The sequence below is a fragment of the Rhizobium leguminosarum bv. viciae USDA 2370 genome (assembly GCF_002008365.1).
GTDB classification, from domain to species: Bacteria; Pseudomonadota; Alphaproteobacteria; order Rhizobiales; family Rhizobiaceae; genus Rhizobium; species Rhizobium leguminosarum.
On the sequence record NZ_MRDL01000051.1, the window covers coordinates 248,990 to 265,834 of the forward strand.

Annotated in this window: 16 protein-coding genes and 3 pseudogenes; 6 read left to right on the forward strand and 13 right to left on the reverse strand. The window is 61.3% G+C overall.

Annotated elements, in window-relative coordinates; all coding sequences use genetic code 11:
- Positions 1-84 precede the first annotated feature (84 nt).
- From BS629_RS28005 to BS629_RS28025, 5 genes are all read right to left on the reverse strand, one after another.
- The gene (locus tag BS629_RS28005; RefSeq protein ID WP_077988649.1) at positions 85-3,255 is read right to left on the reverse strand and encodes an efflux RND transporter permease subunit; all 3,171 of its coding nucleotides are present in this window, start codon (positions 3,253-3,255) and stop codon (positions 85-87) included.
- A complete protein-coding gene (locus BS629_RS28010) occupies positions 3,252-4,691 on the reverse strand; it encodes an efflux RND transporter periplasmic adaptor subunit (RefSeq protein ID WP_210322562.1) in 1,440 nt (479 codons plus the stop codon). The genes BS629_RS28005 and BS629_RS28010 overlap by 4 nt, the downstream gene beginning before the upstream one ends.
- The gene (locus BS629_RS28015; protein ID WP_184328242.1) at positions 4,688-5,092 is read right to left on the reverse strand and encodes a FixH family protein; all 405 of its coding nucleotides are present in this window, start codon (positions 5,090-5,092) and stop codon (positions 4,688-4,690) included. Before BS629_RS28015 ends, BS629_RS28010 begins: the two co-directional genes overlap by 4 nt.
- A 129-nt stretch (positions 5,093-5,221) precedes the next feature.
- Complete coding sequence (locus BS629_RS28020; RefSeq protein ID WP_077988650.1) at positions 5,222-5,605, reverse strand: hypothetical protein; 384 nt, start codon at positions 5,603-5,605, stop codon at positions 5,222-5,224.
- Between the two features lie 221 nt (positions 5,606-5,826).
- Positions 5,827-6,270 (reverse strand): MerR family transcriptional regulator, encoded by a 444-nt coding sequence (locus BS629_RS28025; RefSeq protein WP_077988651.1) that lies wholly within the window; start codon positions 6,268-6,270, stop codon positions 5,827-5,829.
- A 74-nt stretch (positions 6,271-6,344) separates the two neighbouring features.
- Between BS629_RS28025 and BS629_RS28030 the strand changes: the two genes are divergently transcribed.
- From BS629_RS28030 to BS629_RS28040, 3 genes are read left to right on the forward strand one after another with little or no spacing between them, the layout of a single operon-like run.
- The gene (locus tag BS629_RS28030) at positions 6,345-6,923 is read left to right on the forward strand and encodes a hypothetical protein (protein ID WP_077988652.1); all 579 of its coding nucleotides are present in this window, start codon (positions 6,345-6,347) and stop codon (positions 6,921-6,923) included.
- Complete coding sequence (locus BS629_RS28035) at positions 6,920-7,306, forward strand: thioredoxin family protein (RefSeq protein WP_077988653.1); 387 nt, start codon at positions 6,920-6,922, stop codon at positions 7,304-7,306. The genes BS629_RS28030 and BS629_RS28035 overlap by 4 nt, the downstream gene beginning before the upstream one ends.
- A gap of 2 nt (positions 7,307-7,308) precedes the next feature.
- The gene (locus BS629_RS28040) at positions 7,309-8,019 is read left to right on the forward strand and encodes a cytochrome c biogenesis CcdA family protein (protein WP_077988654.1); all 711 of its coding nucleotides are present in this window, start codon (positions 7,309-7,311) and stop codon (positions 8,017-8,019) included.
- Between the two features lie 47 nt (positions 8,020-8,066).
- Here the strand turns inward: BS629_RS28040 and BS629_RS40080 are convergent.
- A pseudogene (locus BS629_RS40080) lies at positions 8,067-8,183 on the reverse strand (IS5/IS1182 family transposase); the annotation flags it as partial.
- Positions 8,184-8,284: 101 nt separating this feature from the next.
- A complete protein-coding gene (locus BS629_RS28050; RefSeq protein WP_077988655.1) occupies positions 8,285-9,697 on the reverse strand; it encodes a DUF1254 domain-containing protein in 1,413 nt (470 codons plus the stop codon).
- Between the two features lie 429 nt (positions 9,698-10,126).
- Here BS629_RS28050 and BS629_RS28055 point away from each other — a divergent pair, with 429 nt between their 5' ends.
- On the forward strand, positions 10,127-11,110 hold the full coding sequence (locus BS629_RS28055) for an arsenic resistance protein (protein ID WP_108565366.1): 984 nt from the start codon (positions 10,127-10,129) through the stop codon (positions 11,108-11,110).
- A 270-nt stretch (positions 11,111-11,380) separates the two neighbouring features.
- On the opposite strand, the gene BS629_RS39000 is transcribed toward BS629_RS28055, so the two are convergent.
- The 4 genes and pseudogenes from BS629_RS39000 to BS629_RS28070 form a co-directional block, all read right to left on the reverse strand.
- Complete coding sequence (locus BS629_RS39000) at positions 11,381-11,530, reverse strand: hypothetical protein (RefSeq protein ID WP_158081464.1); 150 nt, start codon at positions 11,528-11,530, stop codon at positions 11,381-11,383.
- A gap of 53 nt (positions 11,531-11,583) precedes the next feature.
- Positions 11,584-12,285 carry an acid phosphatase gene (locus BS629_RS28060; protein WP_077988657.1) on the reverse strand — a complete coding sequence of 234 codons (702 nt, stop codon included), beginning with the start codon at positions 12,283-12,285 and terminating at the stop codon, positions 11,584-11,586.
- A 446-nt stretch (positions 12,286-12,731) separates the two neighbouring features.
- On the reverse strand, positions 12,732-13,154 hold the full coding sequence (locus tag BS629_RS28065; protein WP_245315119.1) for a sensor histidine kinase: 423 nt from the start codon (positions 13,152-13,154) through the stop codon (positions 12,732-12,734).
- A 431-nt stretch (positions 13,155-13,585) separates the two neighbouring features.
- Positions 13,586-13,719: pseudogene (locus tag BS629_RS28070) on the reverse strand (DUF892 family protein); the annotation flags it as partial.
- Here BS629_RS28070 and BS629_RS40090 point away from each other — a divergent pair.
- Together BS629_RS40090 and BS629_RS28080 are read left to right on the forward strand one after the other, a co-directional pair.
- Positions 13,708-13,857: pseudogene (locus tag BS629_RS40090) on the forward strand (cysteine hydrolase); the annotation flags it as partial. The pseudogenes BS629_RS28070 and BS629_RS40090 sit on opposite strands and share 12 nt — an antisense overlap.
- Positions 13,858-14,091: 234 nt before the next feature.
- Positions 14,092-14,508 carry a YybH family protein gene (locus BS629_RS28080; RefSeq protein WP_077988659.1) on the forward strand — a complete coding sequence of 139 codons (417 nt, stop codon included), beginning with the start codon at positions 14,092-14,094 and terminating at the stop codon, positions 14,506-14,508.
- A 90-nt stretch (positions 14,509-14,598) separates the two neighbouring features.
- Here the strand turns inward: BS629_RS28080 and BS629_RS39395 are convergent, their stop codons facing one another.
- Both BS629_RS39395 and BS629_RS28090 read right to left on the reverse strand, forming a co-directional pair.
- Positions 14,599-15,042, reverse strand: a complete 444-nt coding sequence (locus tag BS629_RS39395; protein WP_077988660.1) for a hypothetical protein — start codon at positions 15,040-15,042, stop codon at positions 14,599-14,601.
- A gap of 106 nt (positions 15,043-15,148) precedes the next feature.
- Positions 15,149-16,837, reverse strand: a complete 1,689-nt coding sequence (locus BS629_RS28090; protein WP_077988661.1) for an ATP-binding protein — start codon at positions 16,835-16,837, stop codon at positions 15,149-15,151.
- Positions 16,838-16,845: the final 8 nt, after the last annotated feature.

The following is a 16,845-nucleotide window of genomic DNA, read 5'->3' on the forward strand; positions in this document are numbered from 1 at the left end:
GACCAATCCGAGGAACCCCGCAAGCCCCATGCCCCACGTCATGCCGCCGCCCATCATGTCGTTCATCATCGCATCCTCCTTTCATTACTCGGCCGCCTCGAGCTTGTCTTGGCTCTCTTCGACGAGCTGATCGGACAACGATGCCGACGGGAGCCGCCAGCCCTTGACCACGCCGTAGACCGCCGGGATGACGACCAGCGTCAGCAGCGTCGACGATACCATGCCGCCGATCATCGGCACGGCGATGCGCTGCATGATCTCCGAACCCGTGCCGGTCCTCCAGAGGATCGGCAGGAGGCCGGCCATGATGGCGACGACGGTCATCATTTTCGGCCGGACGCGTTCGACCGCTCCGACCATGATCGCCCGGTTGAGGTCCGGTTTCGAGAAGGGCCTGCCTTCCTTTTCACAGGCTTCCCGCTGTTCCTTCATGGCGTGGTCGAGGTAGATCAGCATGATCACACCAGTCTCGGCCGCGACGCCCGCGAGCGCGATGAAGCCGACGGCGACCGCGACCGATGCGTTGAAGCCCAACCACCACATCAGCCAGATGCCGCCGACCAGTGCGAAGGGCAGGGACAGCATGACGATCAACGTCTCCGTCAGCCTCTTGAAGTTGAGGTAGAGCAGCAGGAAGATCAGCGCCAGCGTCAGCGGGACGACGACGGCAAGCCGCGCCTCGGCCCGTTGCAGGTATTCGAACTGGCCGCTCCAGGCGACGGAATAGCCGGGAGGCATCTTGATGCTCTTGGCAACCGCCTGCTGGGCTTCCGCGACATAGCCGCCGAGATCGCGGTTGGCGATGTCGACGTAGATGTAGACGGCGAGCTGGCCGTTTTCGGTGCGGATTGTCGTCGCGCCGCGGGTCAGCTTGACGTCCGCTACTTCACCGAGAGGAACGGTTCCTCCACCGGGCAGGGATATCTGCACATCCCTGGCGATGGATTGCGGATCGCTTCGGGACGCCCGTGGATATCGTATGGCCACGCCATAACGCTCGCGGCCTTCGACGGTCGATGTCACGACCTCCGAGCCGAGCGCCATGCCGACGACGTCCTGGACGTCGTTGATGGTCAGCCCGTAGCGGCCGAGCGCGAGGCGGTCGGGGACGATGTCGAGATAGTAGCCGCCGATCACCCGTTCAGCATAGGCGCTCGACGTTCCGGGGATCGTCTTCAGCACGCCTTCGATCTGCCGGGCGATCTTCTCCATCTCTCCGAGATCGGTGCCGTAGACCTTGACCCCGACGGGCGTCCTGATCCCGGTCGACAGCATGTCGATGCGGGCGCGGATCGGCATCGTCCAGGCATTGGAGACGCCGGGAAACTGCAGGGCGGCGTCCATCTCCTGCTTCAGGCTGTCGGTGGTTACGCCGGGCCGCCACTCGGATTTCGGCTTCAGAGTGATGATCGTCTCGAACATCTCCGTCGGAGCGGGATCCGTCGCGGTGAGGGCACGGCCGGCCTTGCCGAAGACGCTCTGGACCTCGGGAAAGGACTTGATGATGCGGTCCTGCGTCTGCATCAGCTCGGCCGCCTTGGTGACGGAGATGCCGGGCAGGGTGGTCGGCATGTACATCAGCGTGCCCTCGTCGAGATTGGGCATGAACTCGCTCCCGATATGCTGCACGGGCCAGACCGAGACCGCGAGGATCGCAAGGGCCGCAAGGATCGTCAGCGTCTTCACCCGCAATACGCTCGCGATCACGGGGCGATAGATCCAGATGAGGAATCGGTTCAACGGGTTCTTGTGCTCGGGGACGATGTATCCCCGAACGAAGAGGATCATCAGGGCTGGCACCAGCGTCACAGAAAGCAGCGCGGCGGCCGCCATCGAGAACGTCTTGGTGAAGGCGAGCGGCCCGAACAGGCGGCCTTCCTGCGATTCCAACGTGAAGATCGGCAGGAACGAGACGGTTATGATCAGCAGGCTGAAGAACAGCGCCGGGCCGACTTCGCTGGCCGCCTCGACCAGGATGTCGATGCGGGGCTTGTCCGGCGGCGCGCGCTCCAGATGCTTGTGGGCGTTTTCGATCATCACAATCGCCGCGTCGATCATCGCACCGATGGCAATCGCAATGCCGCCGAGGCTCATGATGTTTGCACCAATGCCCAGCAGCTTCATGGCGATGAAAGCCATCAGGATGCCGACGGGCAACATGATGATCGCGACGAGAGCGCTGCGGACATGCAGCAGGAAAGCGATGGTCACCAGAGCGACGACAATGGATTCCTCAAAGAGCGTGCCTTTCAGGGTTTCAATCGCCGCCTCGATCAGCGTCGAGCGGTCGTAGACCGGGACGATTTCCGTTCCCGCCGGCAGACTGCTCTTGATGGAATCGAGGCTCTTCTTGGCATTGTCGATGACCGTCAGGGCATTCGCCCCGAACCGCTGCAGCACGATGCCGCTTGCGACCTCGCCTTCGCCGTTCAGTTCTGTGATGCCGCGTCGTTCGTCGGGAACGAGTTCCACCCTGGCGACGTCGCTGAGCTTCAGCGGCACGCCGTTCCGGCTCTTCAGCACGATGCTCTCGATGTCGGGGATGCCCTTGAGATAGCCGCGACCGCGTACCATGAACTCGAATTCGGAAAGCTCGACGGTACGGCCGCCGACATCCGTGTTGCTCGCACGGACGGCGTTGGCGATATCGTTGAGCGAGACGCTCTGTGCTTTGAGGCGGGCTGGATCGACGACGATCGAATACTGCTTGACGAAGCCGCCGACGCTCGCGACTTCCGAGACGCCTTCGGACTTGGAAACGGCGAAGCGCACCACCCAGTCCTGCAGCGACCGCAGTTCGGCGAGCGACAGCTCCTTGGCGACGACGGCGTACTGGTAGACCCAGCCGACTCCCGTCGCATCGGGCCCGAGCGTCGGGGCGACGCCCTGCGGCAGCCGCCTCTGCGCGGCGTTCAGATATTCCAGCACGCGGCTGCGCGCCCAGTAGGGGTCGGTGCCGTCGTCGAAGATCACGTATACGAAGGAGACGCCGAAGAAGGAGAAGCCACGCACGACCTTCGACTTCGGTACGGTCAGCATAGACGTCGTCAGCGGATAGGTGACCTGGTCTTCGACCACCTGCGGGGCCTGGCCGGGATATTCGGTGTAGACGATGACCTGGATGTCGGAGAGATCGGGAATCGCGTCGAGGGGAAGGGAGCGCAGGGCGTAGACACCGCCTGTGACGGCGAGTGCCGCGCCGACGAAGATCAGGACGAGATTGTGGGCGGACCACGAGATGACGCGGGAGATCATGGCTTGGCCTCCTCGGTCATGGCGCTCAGAGCGGAGTTCAGGTTGCTTTCGGCGTCGAGAAGGAAATTGGCGGCAACGACCACCTTGTCGCCGGCGGCGATGCCCTTGGTGATCTCGGTCTTGTCTTCGCCGCGGACGCCGAGCGTGACGTCCTTCGGCTCGAACCGGCCTTCGCCTTTGTCGATGAAGACAACCTGGCGGTCGCCCGTGTCGATGACGGCGCTGTTCGGCACGGCGACCACGGGATTTGGCGCACCGGCCTCGACCTGGACCTCGGCGTACATGTTGGGGAGGAGGACGCCGTCCGGGTTTGGAATCTCGAGGCGGACTTTCGTTGTCCGCGTCTGCGTCTCGACTTCGGGATAGATCAGGTCGATCACGCCCTTGAACGTCCTGCCGGGCAGGCTCCGGACGACGACGTCGGCCGATGCGCCGATCCGGACGGAGGTCAGATCGTATTCGGGGACGTCGGCGACCACCCAGACATTGGAGATGTCGGCGATGCGGAACAGCACGTCGCCGGACTTGGCCATCATCCCGGTCGTCGCCGAGCGCTCGAGGACGACGCCGTCGCGCGGGGCGGTGTAGCTCATGCTCGCCGGCACCTCGCGGGTCCGGGCGATGTCGTCGACGACCTCCTGCGGCACGCCGAGGTTCTTCAGTCGCAGCGCCGGGCCGGCGTCGCCGTTGACGCGCGCTTCGCCCCTGCCGGCGGCGTATTCCGATGCCGCCGTGGCGATCTCCTTGGAATAGAAGCGGAACAGCTTCTCTCCCTTTCCGATGCGGGCGCCCGTCGTCACGTCGGCGACATCGTCGATGAAGGAATCCGTGCGCATCGAAATGATGCTGACCAGACGTTCGTCCAGGGCGACGGTCCCCGGCACCTGGATCTTGCGGCTTATGCGGGCCATCTCCGCGGAGGCCGTCTTCACGCCCGTGCGCTGCAGCTTGCCGAGCGAGACCTTGACGGTCGAGGCGTCGGGTTGATCGCCTTCATAGACAGGGATGTAGTCCATGCCCATGGAATCCTTCTTCGGCGCCTTCGAGGTGTCCGGCAAGCCCATAGGGTTGCGATAGTAGAGGATGCGTCCTTTCGAGGCCGAGGCCTCCGGTGCGGCGTCCGCGGCCGCAATGGCGGCGGGCACCTTGGCATTGTCGTCGAAACTGACGTCCTCGCTCGCATGCACGGCGACGAACAGTCGCCCGTCGTCGGCGTTCTTCGGCGTCGCCGAGAACTGCGGAAGGCCGTCCGGATGGCGGTAGTAGATGACCGCCCCGGTCGGGGTGGGCCTGGAACCAGTGGGCGTTGCCAGCGCCGTCTCGGCCAGCTCGATTCCGAAGACCGACGCCAGGTTGTTCGTGCCAGCCCAATAGCCTCCCCCGCCGACCAACACGGCGAGGGAGAGCGTGGCTGCCACGCGCGATGGCGTGTTCAAGGCGCTGCCTTGAGGACGACTTCGCCCTCGACGGTGTCCGGCTCGCCCTGGACCTTGGCGGCGAGCTTGAAGCGCCAGCCGCCCGCCATGGTGAAGTCGGACTTGAAGGCGTAGACGCCGGGTTCCGTCGAGCTGGCCGCTTCGACCGGGGTCGTCATCATCTCCATGCCCTCGGGGGCCATGTCCATGCGGGTGGTGAAGATCACGGCGTCGGGAACCGGCTTGCCCGTCCGCTTGTCGACCAGGCGGACGGAGACCGGCGATCCCTGACCCTGCTTGACGTCGGTCGAGACAGGCTGGAACTCGTAGTCCTGCGCGGCTGCGAAGGACATGGTTGCGGAGCCGGCGACCAGCGCGCCGGCGAGGAGCAGCGCTCCTGCTGAAAAGGAAGTCTTGTTCATGATTCCGATCTCATCGGGACGGATCTCTTGATCGCGTCCTGGGGTCAAAATTGATGGCCGTCGGATCCGTGCGGACGCATTCGTGCGTCCGGCGTGAACCGCAGGCGTGTTTCACAATTTGGCTTGAGATCAGGCTTTCGGAGGTCGGGCCGGAGGCTTGAGGAATGCCGACGTCAGTTGCGACGCGGGTATCAGGTCGTAGCGGTGCGACAGCCAGGAGACGGCGAACGACCAGCCATGGAAATGGGGAGCATGCGCGAAGATCGATGTCGTGCAGACCAAGGCCAGCGGGCAGCTTTTGGCGCAGTCCGGCTTGACGGGTTCCTTGTCGGGGCAGCATGGCATGTTTTCCGCCATTTGCATGCCGGACATGGAACTGGACATGTCCTCCATCGTCGCCGCACCCGAAGAGGCCATAGCGCTGCTGGCCAGCCCGATACTCATCGGACCGACAACGACCGCGAGCATGGCGAAGAACAAAAACAGACGATGGACGGTCCGCAGGAGAGTCATGGCGCGATACTGGCATGGCGTTTACGGGAATGGAAGCCAGGCTCACGGAGATGTGTTGTGCTCGCTACGCCGAACATGAATGCCAGCCGTGCTTGGATACCGCCCGGAAAGCGCGTCTCCTGAGGCGATAGGCGACGGCAAGTTCGGGAATACGATCAATCGCTTTTCCGGAGCCGGGCGGCGGCTGCCTGTCCGATGAGAAATACACCGCCAGGAAGGCGCTAGCCACAGCACGACCGCGTGGGTTGGCTGGCAAGATCCGTGAATATGACGCATTCGTCCCCCGGACCTCCGGCGCACGCCTCGTCGCACCGCTTCACGAACGTCTCCAGCCGCGCTTCCAGTTTCTTCAGCTCCTCCACCCTCTGCCTTACCTCGTCCAGATGACCCTGCGCGATGTCGCGCGTCTCGATGCAGTTCCTGTCGCTGCTGACGGATAGTTCCAGCAGCACGCGGATCTGATCGATCGAGAAGCCGAAGTCGCGGCATTGCTTGATGAAGGTCACCCGCGAAACATCCTCGTCCTCGTAGTAGCGCTGGCCGGATTGTGACCGCCGCGCCTTCGGAATGAGGCCGATCTCTTCGTAGAACCGGATGGTCGGCGTGGTGACGCCGGCAGACTTAGCAAGGTTGCCGATCGTGAACACGGACGTGTGATAGTTCATCGCATTTTTCTCCTTGCCCTTAAAGTAACTTGAAGGAGTAGCTTCGACCAATCACGATTGAAGGAGGTCGAAGGATGAATACGACAACCAAACTAGCGGGGTTTGGACTTGCCGCCTGCGCGGCGTGCTGTACGGTCCCGCTGCTCTCGGCTGGATCGGCCGTCGCCGCGGCAAGCCTGACGCCGTGGCTCGGACCGGCCGCTCTTCTCGCGGCGCTCCCGGTGCTCGGATATATGGTCCTGAACCGGAGAGCGCAGACAGCGGGCGGTGCGCCGCTTCCCGCGACGGCCTGTGGCTGCGGTTCGTGTGCCGCGCCAACCGCGGACAAGCCGATCGCCTGCACGTTGGATGGGGGCGACTTCAAGAAACGCGCGGCGGAGATTAAGAGGCTTGCGTCCAGCAGCCTACTCGAAGTCGTTCGAAAAGGCCTGTCCATAGAACTCATCTACGACGGCGCAGCTCGGCTGGAGCTGCAGGAGCTCGTCCGGAAGGAGCGCGAGTGCTGCGCGTTTCTCGACTTCGATCTGAAACAGGAAGTCGATACGATCCGGCTCACGATCACCGCGCCCGAGGAGGCCCGCGAATCCGCGGGCGCGCTCTTCTCCCACTTCGCACCTTCCTCCGTCACTCCCCGAAAGGAGATCGTCCTATGAACCGCCGTCAGTTTCTCGCTTCGACGTCCGCCGCACTTCTCACGGCCGGCCTTGCCTCCAATTCTGCATCCGCAGCAGAATTCATCCCTGGGTTCGACGACGCGGCCGCGAGGGGCGTGCCTGTACTCGTCCACGTCACGGCTCCGTGGTGCGAGGTCTGTCAGGCCCAGAAGCCTGTGGTCGCGCGCCTGCTCGGCACCGGCGATTTCAAGAGCATGAAGAAATTCGACGTTGACTTTGACAGCCAGAAGTCCGTCCTGCGCAAACTGAAAGTCCAGTCGCAGAGCACCATGGTTCTCTTCAAGGACGGCAAGGAGATCGACCGGAGCGTGGGCGTCAGCGACCCCGCCCGCATCGAAGCTTTCCTGCGCAAGGCCCTGTGACGATGGCGGCACTGGCATTTCTCGCGGGAGTCCTTTCCATCCTGTCGCCATGTGTCCTGCCTCTCGTGCCGGTCGTCATGGCGACGGCGGCTTCCGAACATCGCGCCGCACCCCTGGCCCTTGCGGCAGGCGTCGCGACTTCGTTCACGCTGATCGGCATCTTCGTCGCCACGATCGGATTCTCCATCGGTCTGGACATGACCGTGTTCCGGCTGGTCTCGGCCGCACTCCTCGTTGTCGTGGGAGCCGTCCTTCTCGCTCCGCGTCTTCAGGCCAACTTCGCAACGGCCGCAGGGCCGATCAGCGGGTGGGCGCAGAGCAGGTTCCGGACGATGTCGACGACGGGCGTCGGCGGGCAGTTCGCCGTAGGCTTCCTGCTCGGTGCGGTCTGGACGCCGTGCGTAGGGCCGACGCTCGGAGCGGCGTCGGTGATGGCGGCGAGGGGAGAGAACCTTGCCGCGGTCGCCTTCACGATGCTCGCCTTCGGCGTCGGTACCGCCTTTCCGCTACTGATCCTCGGATCGCTCTCCCGCGAGGCCCTGCAACGGTGGCGGGGACGAATGGCCGCTTCGGCCTCACGCCTCAAGGCGATCCTGGGCGTTCTGCTAGTGCTGGTCGGCACGATGACCCTGACGGGCCTGGACCGTTCGATCCAGAAGGCACTCGAAGCCGCCATGCCGGAGTGGCTCCTTGGCCTCACCACGCAGATATGATCTAGGGTCGGGTCCCACTAATCAGAGCAAGAAGATGACGGCCGCTGCTATGCGTTGCTTGAGAAATAGGTGTGGGCGCAGCGGTCGTATCGAGTGTGAATACGACGCCAGTCTTTGAGTTTTCCGAACATGTTTTCGATCTTGTGACGTTGCTTGTAGAGCCGTTGGCCCCACCATTCGCGTCTCGCGCCATCTTCGGGAGTAGTCCCCGAAGACCGGCCGAGAACCGCTAAGTCCATGGAATGCCGCGGGCGAACCGAACTGGCTATGATGTCTTGGCCATCGGCGGATGTTTCCACGTGCCATTCAGCGCCTCGTCTTTCGGCCAGTAGAGGCGCATCGCGACGAAGAAGGGGCCTTTGGGCGCTGGCAGCCAATTCGGCTCCTTGTCCTTGCCCGGCGACTCGTTCTGCACATAGAAGGTGTAGCCGCCGTCGGCATCCTTGACGAATTGCGACAGCATCGGCTTGTTGAGCAGGTATCGGTTGATCGGATTGGCGACCAGCAGGCTCGCCGGGAGATCATACATCGTCAGCGACCAGAAGGCGTGAACCGGCGGCATCTTGTCGGCTGCGAAGTGGACGGTGTAGTGGTTGGCGCCGTCGAGCTTCTGCCCCTCAACGTCAATGGCGTAGACCGGGTACATCGCTTCCTGCTTTGAATTTCCGTAAATTCCGAGAACGGCCGCCGCCATACGGTACAGATAGTTGTTCTTGAGGTATTCGCGCGTACCGAACATCTCGCCCGAGGTCACCGTGCCGGCGTCGATTTGCTTTTTCAATTCCCCAAGATCGGCCCAGGCGTCGGCCATGCCTTGTTCCATGGCCGCCTTGATGTCGGGCGAGAGCGCCGCAATGTCTATTGTCTTGCCTGCACCGACGCCGATCTTGGCAAAACGCGCCATCAACTCGGTCTCGGATGGATTGGCCGGGCAGAACTGCAGGACGAAATTCAGGATGTTGAAGAACTCAAGCGACTTGCGCTCGTCGTCCGGCGAAATCGGCTTCATGAAGTCGATTGCGGGAGCAGCCGCAGGCGCGGGCTTACCGAGAAACGCCGAAAGCGGCTCCGCCTTGTAGCCATCCTGGATCTTCTTCACATTGTCGAGGTCGTCTGGATTGAATAGCTGTGTGCGATAGGCCGCGATGATGAGATCTGTCTCCGCGCGAAACACCTTTTTGATGCCCGCAGGCGTCTCGCCTTTCCACCCTGGGCCAGCGACCAGGAAGCTGCCGCCGTCGTTGCCGGTCGTGCGGCTGCCGGCATAGTCGAAGTTGAACGTGTAGGCGTCGATAAGCTGGATGCTGAAGTACCGGTCCTTCTCGATCACTGGCACGGTCAGCACCATCGGCTCCGCGCGCAAGTCCATCCCGATCATCGAATAGGGCGTGTCGGAGTTGGGCGTCTGGATCGCCGTATCGGCGGGCGTGTAGACGCGGGGGATGTTCTTGAGGTGGTTCCACGGCGCCTTGTATTCCGGGTTCTTGTCATCGACGAAATAGGCGTGCTGGATGCGGTAGCTGTCGACCATCGGGAAGCCGTAGATATAGGCCTCCTTGGCGATGGCGCGGGCCTCCTCGGCCGGCACATCGTCGGCTGCGGCACCGGTGGAGCGAAGTCCCAAAAGACCTGCCGCCAATAATGAAGCTCTCGTGAAGTCGCGTCTGGTCAGTCTCATGGCATCCCCCCAATTGATTGAAATACACCAGCGTGTCCGTCACGCTCCGGCGTGGCAGATAGGATTCGTCGCCGGCAGGCTGGCAATACTTGCTGAATTCTCTTGGCGCAGCCCCCAGGTACGCTACTGTACATTAGGTTATTGTAAAATACATCACATAAGGCAGCAGAAATCGTCGAGTGTCTGCTTTAAATGCGGCCATGCCTTAGGACGGGATCGAGCTACGACTTTCGCAGCATCTTTGGCAAAGGTCTGGCGCTTTTGAGCCCTTGATCAAAATCTCACAATGGCGGGAAGTTACCGTTCGTGGCCTATTCCGAAAGCGACGGCTCTTGGCCGTCGATGCCAGATTAATAGGTCCTGACCCTAGCTACGACCGTCTCAATGCTATTCGATGGAGATGGATCGATCGATACGTTAGGACATGTCTTGAGCATTACTCGCGAGCGCCTCGAAGAAAACCAGGTCGCCATCTATTTCGTCGCCGTCGTCGTCGCGGCGCTTGCCGCATATTTCGTGCCGGGAACGACGTGGCTGGAAAGCGCCATCAATCCGGCGCTCGCCTTCATGCTCTTCGTGACTTTCCTCCAGGTGCCGGTGGCCGAGCTTGGAAAGGCGTTCTCACGCTTCAAGTTTCTGGGCGTGCTTCTGCTCACGAACTTCGTCGTCATTCCGTGCATCGTCGGCTTTCTCGTCCAGTTCCTCCCCGGCGATCCAATGCTTCGCCTGGGTGTCCTGCTCGTGCTTCTGACACCCTGCGTCGACTACGTCGTGACCTTCTCGCATCTTGGCCGGGCCGACGCCCGCCTTTTGCTGGCGGCGACGCCGATCCTTCTGATCGTCCAGATGATCGCTCTCCCGGTCTACCTCAGCGCCTTGCTCGGCGAGAACGCCGCCTCCCTCATTCAGGCTGGACCGTTCCTCCATGCCTTCGTTTGGTTGATCGCCATCCCGCTGGCTCTCGCAATAGCCGCGCATTTCTGGGCAAAGACGAGCCATATCGGGGAGAAGACGTCGGCTGCGCTCGGCCTGCTGCCAGTTCCGGCAACCGCTTTCGTGCTCTTCGTCGTCGTCGCTTCCGTCCTGCCGCAGCTCGGATCCGCGATTGGGGCTGCGATGACCGTCCTACCGGTCTACGTCGCGTTCGCCGTGCTGGCCCCGATCGCGGGCTGGCTCGTCGGCCGCATGTTGGGCCTAGTCCCGACCGAAGGTCGCGCAATTGCCTTCAGCGCGTCGACCCGCAACTCGCTGGTCGTGCTGCCTTTAGCGCTCGCCGTGCCCGGTGCCGCGCTTGTCCTTCCCGCCGTCATCGTCACTCAGATCTTGGTGGAACTGTTGAGCGAGCTTGTCTACGTGCGGGTCATGCCACTTCTTGGAAGATCGTTGGAGGCTTCCAAGGCGGCACAAACGTAGGGTCGGCCAGTGGAGCCGTCCTCGGGGCGGAATTTCGCGCGATCGAATTCTTTCAGGCAGATGACGGAGGGCGCAGGATTCTGTACAAGCCGGGGTTTCGCAAAACCCTTACGGCATTAGATGTTCAAGAACAAAAAATTCGACGTCGAACACGCTCTGATGCTGTATGCCCTCAGCTATCTAACACTTCCAGCCGAAGGACTGTACGATCGCAAAGAGCTCAAGGCGTTCAAGAAGCTTACGAAGAAGTGTCACATCTAAGTCGTGGGATTAGCCCCTAAGACCGAGTTCACGGGCGCCAGTGTCGATGGAATCGATCTTCGAATGTCGTTTCGCGTTCTCGGGAAGCCCTATGATCTGACTTGGGTTGTCGAAGAGGGCGTCGAAGCTGTAGAGACGGCCGAGGATGCCTGGAAGCATGGCACCGCCGGATTTCCTCGCCGGCGGTTCAAATGGATGTTTGGTCAATCGGCTCAGACGTGGGGCAGACCAAGGACGGATCGAAGTTCCTCCTCGGCGGCTTCAAATTCAGCTTTGTAGTCGTCATGGGTGCGGATCGTTTCGGCAATGACGGTGCCGGCGATGCGGCCAGCCTCGACGTCCGAAGCATAGTGAATGCCGCCGACAATACGGTTATGACCATATTCCCACGCGCGTGCCATCAGCTCGGTCCTTTTCTCCGGCACCATGTTGGAAAGGACGATGCCCATCAGCGTGCCGACGGTGGTGTGACCCGACGGATAAGCACCAGACTTCGAGAGGGGGACAATCGGCTTGACCAGGTCGCTGTAGAGGTGCGGCCGCGGACGCTTCCAGAAATCTTTGGCCGGATCGACAACAGCGCCTTCTGTGGCGACGACGCGGTCGAAGAAGGCGGCGAACTTCGGCAGGTTTTCCTTGGTGAACTTGGGATTGTCGATCACGTCGGCGAATCGCCAGACATCTTCATCCGCATCGGCGACGGCACGTGCGGCCATCTCAGGTGTGCGGGTAACCTGGATCGTCAGTATTTCAGCGAGTTCGGCCTGCATCTGCGGCGAATTATTGGCGGGCGGTGTCGGCAACAGCGAAACGAGGTCGATTTCCTTGGCATCGGAAAATGGCTTGGCATCTTCTGCTAAAACGGAAGAAGCAAGGCCGATGACGAGGGCGAGGGACAGGGCTAGATTGCGCATTGATTACTCCTTTTGAACGGCGATGCCGACGCTAGCACCCCGATATTCCGCTCGTGTGACAGTAACTTCACCAATCCGTGTGAAAGGGACACACTGTGGCGCAAACCTCCGAGCTTGCTCTCACGCCACCGCGCGCTGCATTTGCTCATTCCGGTCAAGGAACCCCTGGTTTCATTTCGCAATGCGGACATTACTCTTCGCGGAACATGCGCATGACCTAGTCTGTAAGCGGTTGACCAGAAAGGACAGCGTCGACGCTCTTCTGTCTGTACGAAAACCTCGACGGGCATTCCTGGCTATGCTTCATCGGATGTCTCCGTTCTTCCCCTCGTCGCCGTTTTCAACCCTGATTTGAGAGAGTGCCTCCATCTCGGTGCTGGATGATTTTGACTTGATCGGAAACGACCACTTGTTCATTGGCGATGACGGCACCTGGCATCAAACACCTAGGCCTTCATTGAGGCCATTCGTACAATGAGGCATGCGACAAGGCCGGGCCCGTCCTCGCGCATGGCAAGTGCAAGGCGCGCTCCTTGTCTTTCGGCTGCCGCCTTTGCGATCGACAGCCCCAAGCCGCTCCCCTCGCTATCCTGGGGCTTTGCCCTGAAGAACCGTTCAAAGACGCGGGGCATCTCTTCTTCCGCGATGCCGGGTCCGGTGTCGCGGATTTCGATCCGCGCTTCTTGCCCGGCGGCAACCACCGCGACGTCGACGGTCCCGGTCGGTGGCGTGTACCGCACCGCGTTCTCGACCAGATTGTCCAGGATGACCTCGAAATCGGCTAGCGAACCGATCGTGATAGCCCTGTCCTGGCACGTGATACCCAGGTCAATCCGCCGGCTCTCCGCGAGCGGCGTCAGGCTGGCCAACAGGAGGGCTCGAAGCGGTCATTGAACGCGTTCGTCGCAAATGTCCGCAATATCCTCGTCGGCGAGAAGCAGAGCCTGGCGGAGTTCCCTGCTGCGGCCAAGGATCCCCGCGGCAGTACGGAGGTCCAGGGCACTGGCACGTTTGTTATCGGGCAACAGCGAAGATCACCTGAATCATAGATGATGAGCAGCATCTGCAATTCCACGACTACGTGGGATGTAAGAAAGCCGGCGCCTCTCGGCGGCGAATCGCCGAGTTCGACGATACCTTCAGTGTCGCTGGGCCCGGCCGGGTTTGGCCTCGGCCTTGCGCCGACCGAGGCCTTGCCGAACCGGGCCTTCGAAATGAAGGCGGTCAGCCGACCGGGCGAGACAGGCGGCCGTGTCCAGCAAACGGTGCAAGCCTCGTCTATCCCACATGGCCTTCTCGTTATGATCTCCTCGCCTTGGGCAATGATGCCCTGGATGGCTGCGCAGGCCTTGCCACGTGCGGGTTTTCCGACGACTTCGAAGACCTGTTCATGGCGCTCGATCTGGCCTGCATCTCGTCACGGTGCTGCAGGAAAAGCCGGAACAGATGTCGGGGATGTGGCGGGCCTACTACGAAAAATGGCGGACAATGACGCGCGAGCAACTCGATCCGGGTTTGCTCGACATCGTGGAAGCGCTGAGGCATCTTATCCCGCCGGCACGCATACCTGACGACGCCCAAACCATCGTAGCGACGGGGGCGAGACGGGTGTTGACCTCGAGGACATCATGATCGCCACCTACGGCGAAGCGAAACGCAAGGTTCTCCGAGAAACGGAGTTCGACCGGGTGACGGCCGTCTTCGACCCTTTCTTCCGGAAGATACTCGCAATGGAGTAGTTTCCGCGGTGATGTCGGTGAACAACTCCTCTTCACTCGCGTTTCAAGCGAAACGGAGGAGAACGACATGCCAGCCTTGGACGAATCTTTCGACGAGTTCATGAAACGCCGCGAAAGCGTTTCCCTCGACTACATCAACGGCAACCCGGCCACCTTGATCGACATCTCGACGTCGCACGATCCGGCGACCTTCTTCCCGCCGTCCGGCGATCGGATTTCGGGTGCAACGAACGTGAACGCCGCCAACGAAAAGGGTGCATCCTCCTTCAAGGAGGGCAGCTCCGGACATTTCGAGGTGATCCAATCGGCGGAGAGTGGCGATCTCTCGTTCTGGACGGGTCTTCAACATGCCAAAGTGCGCATGGAGGGCAAGGAAGGAGAGGTTCCGATGTCCCTACGCGTCACGGAGGTCTTCCGACGTGAAAACGGCGAATGGAAGCTCGTCCATCGGCACGCCGACATGGCGGACACGAGCAGCAAGTAGCTTCGGCCCGCCCGTGTGTTCCCGATACCCCTCTGCGTACGTTGTCGTCCGAGCCATATGCCGATTGAGATCCGGGTCGCCATCCGTCCATCACGCCGGCCCGCGCTCTTCGGGGGCCCAGCTTATCACTGTATACCCGGATCTGCTCGTCCAGACCTTGCGGCCGGTGGCAGAATTCCCGATCTGATTGGCAGCCGGCCCCAGTCCACCAACGAATTCCCAATCGTCAGAAAAGCCCTGCAATCGGGTGCGCATCCTGTTCGTCAGACCGGGCAGGAATCCTTCCCTCGAAGCATCCTCCTTCGTCGGTGCCGCTTTCGCCAGAGGCGCATAGGAGACGCCATTCTCAAGCGCGCGACGGGCCTCGCTCTTTTTGGGGCTGCCTTGAAAGCCGAGGATCGTGTCCGACAACGCGCCGACGCCGATAGGATTCCAGGACCGGTCGAACTCCGGCCGTTCGCGCATCATGCCCACCCACTCTGCCGCGCCGCTCCATCCGTTCGCAGAGATCAGGTCGTGCAAGACGTCGCCCATGTCATGTTCGTCGCCAGATCGGGAAACTTCGGCGGCATCCGGAAGACGAGCATCGAAAGTGGATAGTGTAGGCGGCCGACGACGGCAGATCGGCCGGATCCTGATGTCAGAGCGTCTCAAGCACGGGTCTCAAGGAAGCCGAGACGACTTCGAACTCGCTGCTTTGTAGCACCGATCGCTTGTCGTTGAACTCGATCACGCTGGCGTCGCCCGGATCGATGCCGTGCATCGAAACCGTCCCCAGGATGGTCTGACCCTTGGGATGGCGCGAGTCTATGATCAGCGAAACCATTGACCGCGCGTTCGTGTCGTCCTGGTCCTGCTGGTTCGGACTGTCGATGACTATTGGTGCGGCGAACGCGGTGGAGAACTCCTGAATGGTCGCAAGCAGGGCCAGCTCGTACGCCAGAAGCAGGCGAGGCTGCTCGCTGCCGGTCTCGACGATGCGCCCGGTGATCTTGGATATGGCGTCGTAATCCGGATTGAGCACGTTCAGCTTGTCGATATAGCTGCGCATCCTGTCGGCATAGAAACGCTCACGCCTTTCTCGATGTTGCCGTTTGTTGAATTTCTTGAGCGCCGCCTCCATCTCGACGATGGACGCCTCGAAGCCCCCTATTTTCTCGTCGAGTTCGGAGATTTGCTCGTTGAAAAGCGACATGGCCTGCCGCCGGCCTTCGTTCTCGATCACCTCTTTGAGGGTGACCCGTCCACGTTCGACTTCGAGCGTCGACTGGACTTCAGCGATAACGCGGTCGGTAGAAACCATCTCCTTTTCGACGTCGCGCGCCTTCTTCGCGAGATCGTCGATCTTGTCGAGGGAGCTTGCCACGAATTCGAAGCACTGGTCGCGGTCTGCAAGAATTGAGAAACGATGTCTAAAATTATTCCGATGATCGGTTCCGCACGTCGGGCAGGCGATCGTCTCGCGTCCGTCCGAGGCCGCCCAGTTCGCATCGGCGCCGAGTTCTCTCGCCGCGGCGCGGGCCAGCTCGATCTGTTCTTCGAGAAGAATTCGCTCATCGACGACCTCGGCGAGTTTCGCTGCGCGCCGTTGCCGCGTGTCGCGCAGTTCTGTCAGGCGGACGAGAAGGTCCTCGACCGCGGCGTCGTGATCGTAGGCAGAAAGCTCGATGCCCTGAAATACCGGATCGAAACCCAACTTTGCGATGACGCCGGAAACGGTGTTCCTTTCGGACAAAGCCTCAGACTTCAGGCGGGCCGTCATCGTTCTTTCAGCGGAAATTTCGTAGAACTGGTTAGGCTTGATCCCCGAATGATATTCGATGATGGCTCGCTTGAAGTTCGCATACTGCGTCAGCCTGTCGAAAGACGAAAGTGGACGCTCCCATCCTCCGTCCTGGTCCATATAGAACGGCAGGAACGCATAGGCCGGAGGAGGGATCTCCGGTTCGTTCTGCCTGTTCAGAAGTGTGAGCCCGAAGTCGAGCTTGCCGGCAAGAAATGGTCCGAACTCATGCGTGATACTGTTCGTGGAGATCAGCTTCTTTCCTTCGGCGTCGAACATGGCCAGTTGTCGGCCGTCCCTGACGACGGAATACGAGGCGTCGTCTATGCGCACGTGAAGTCGGCTCTTCACGTTAGCCGCGACCCAGTCACGATGGATCGCCTGGGGAGCTGCACCCAATGTCCAGTAGAGGCTCTTGATGACCGAGGACTTACCGACCCCGTTCATTCCCGAGATGATCGTCAGCTTCGGGTGAAAGTCTATCGTCCGCGCCTTCCTTTCGGTCAGGGACAACAATTCCAGCCTTTCGAAGCTCAAGCGTTTCATTTTTTTCT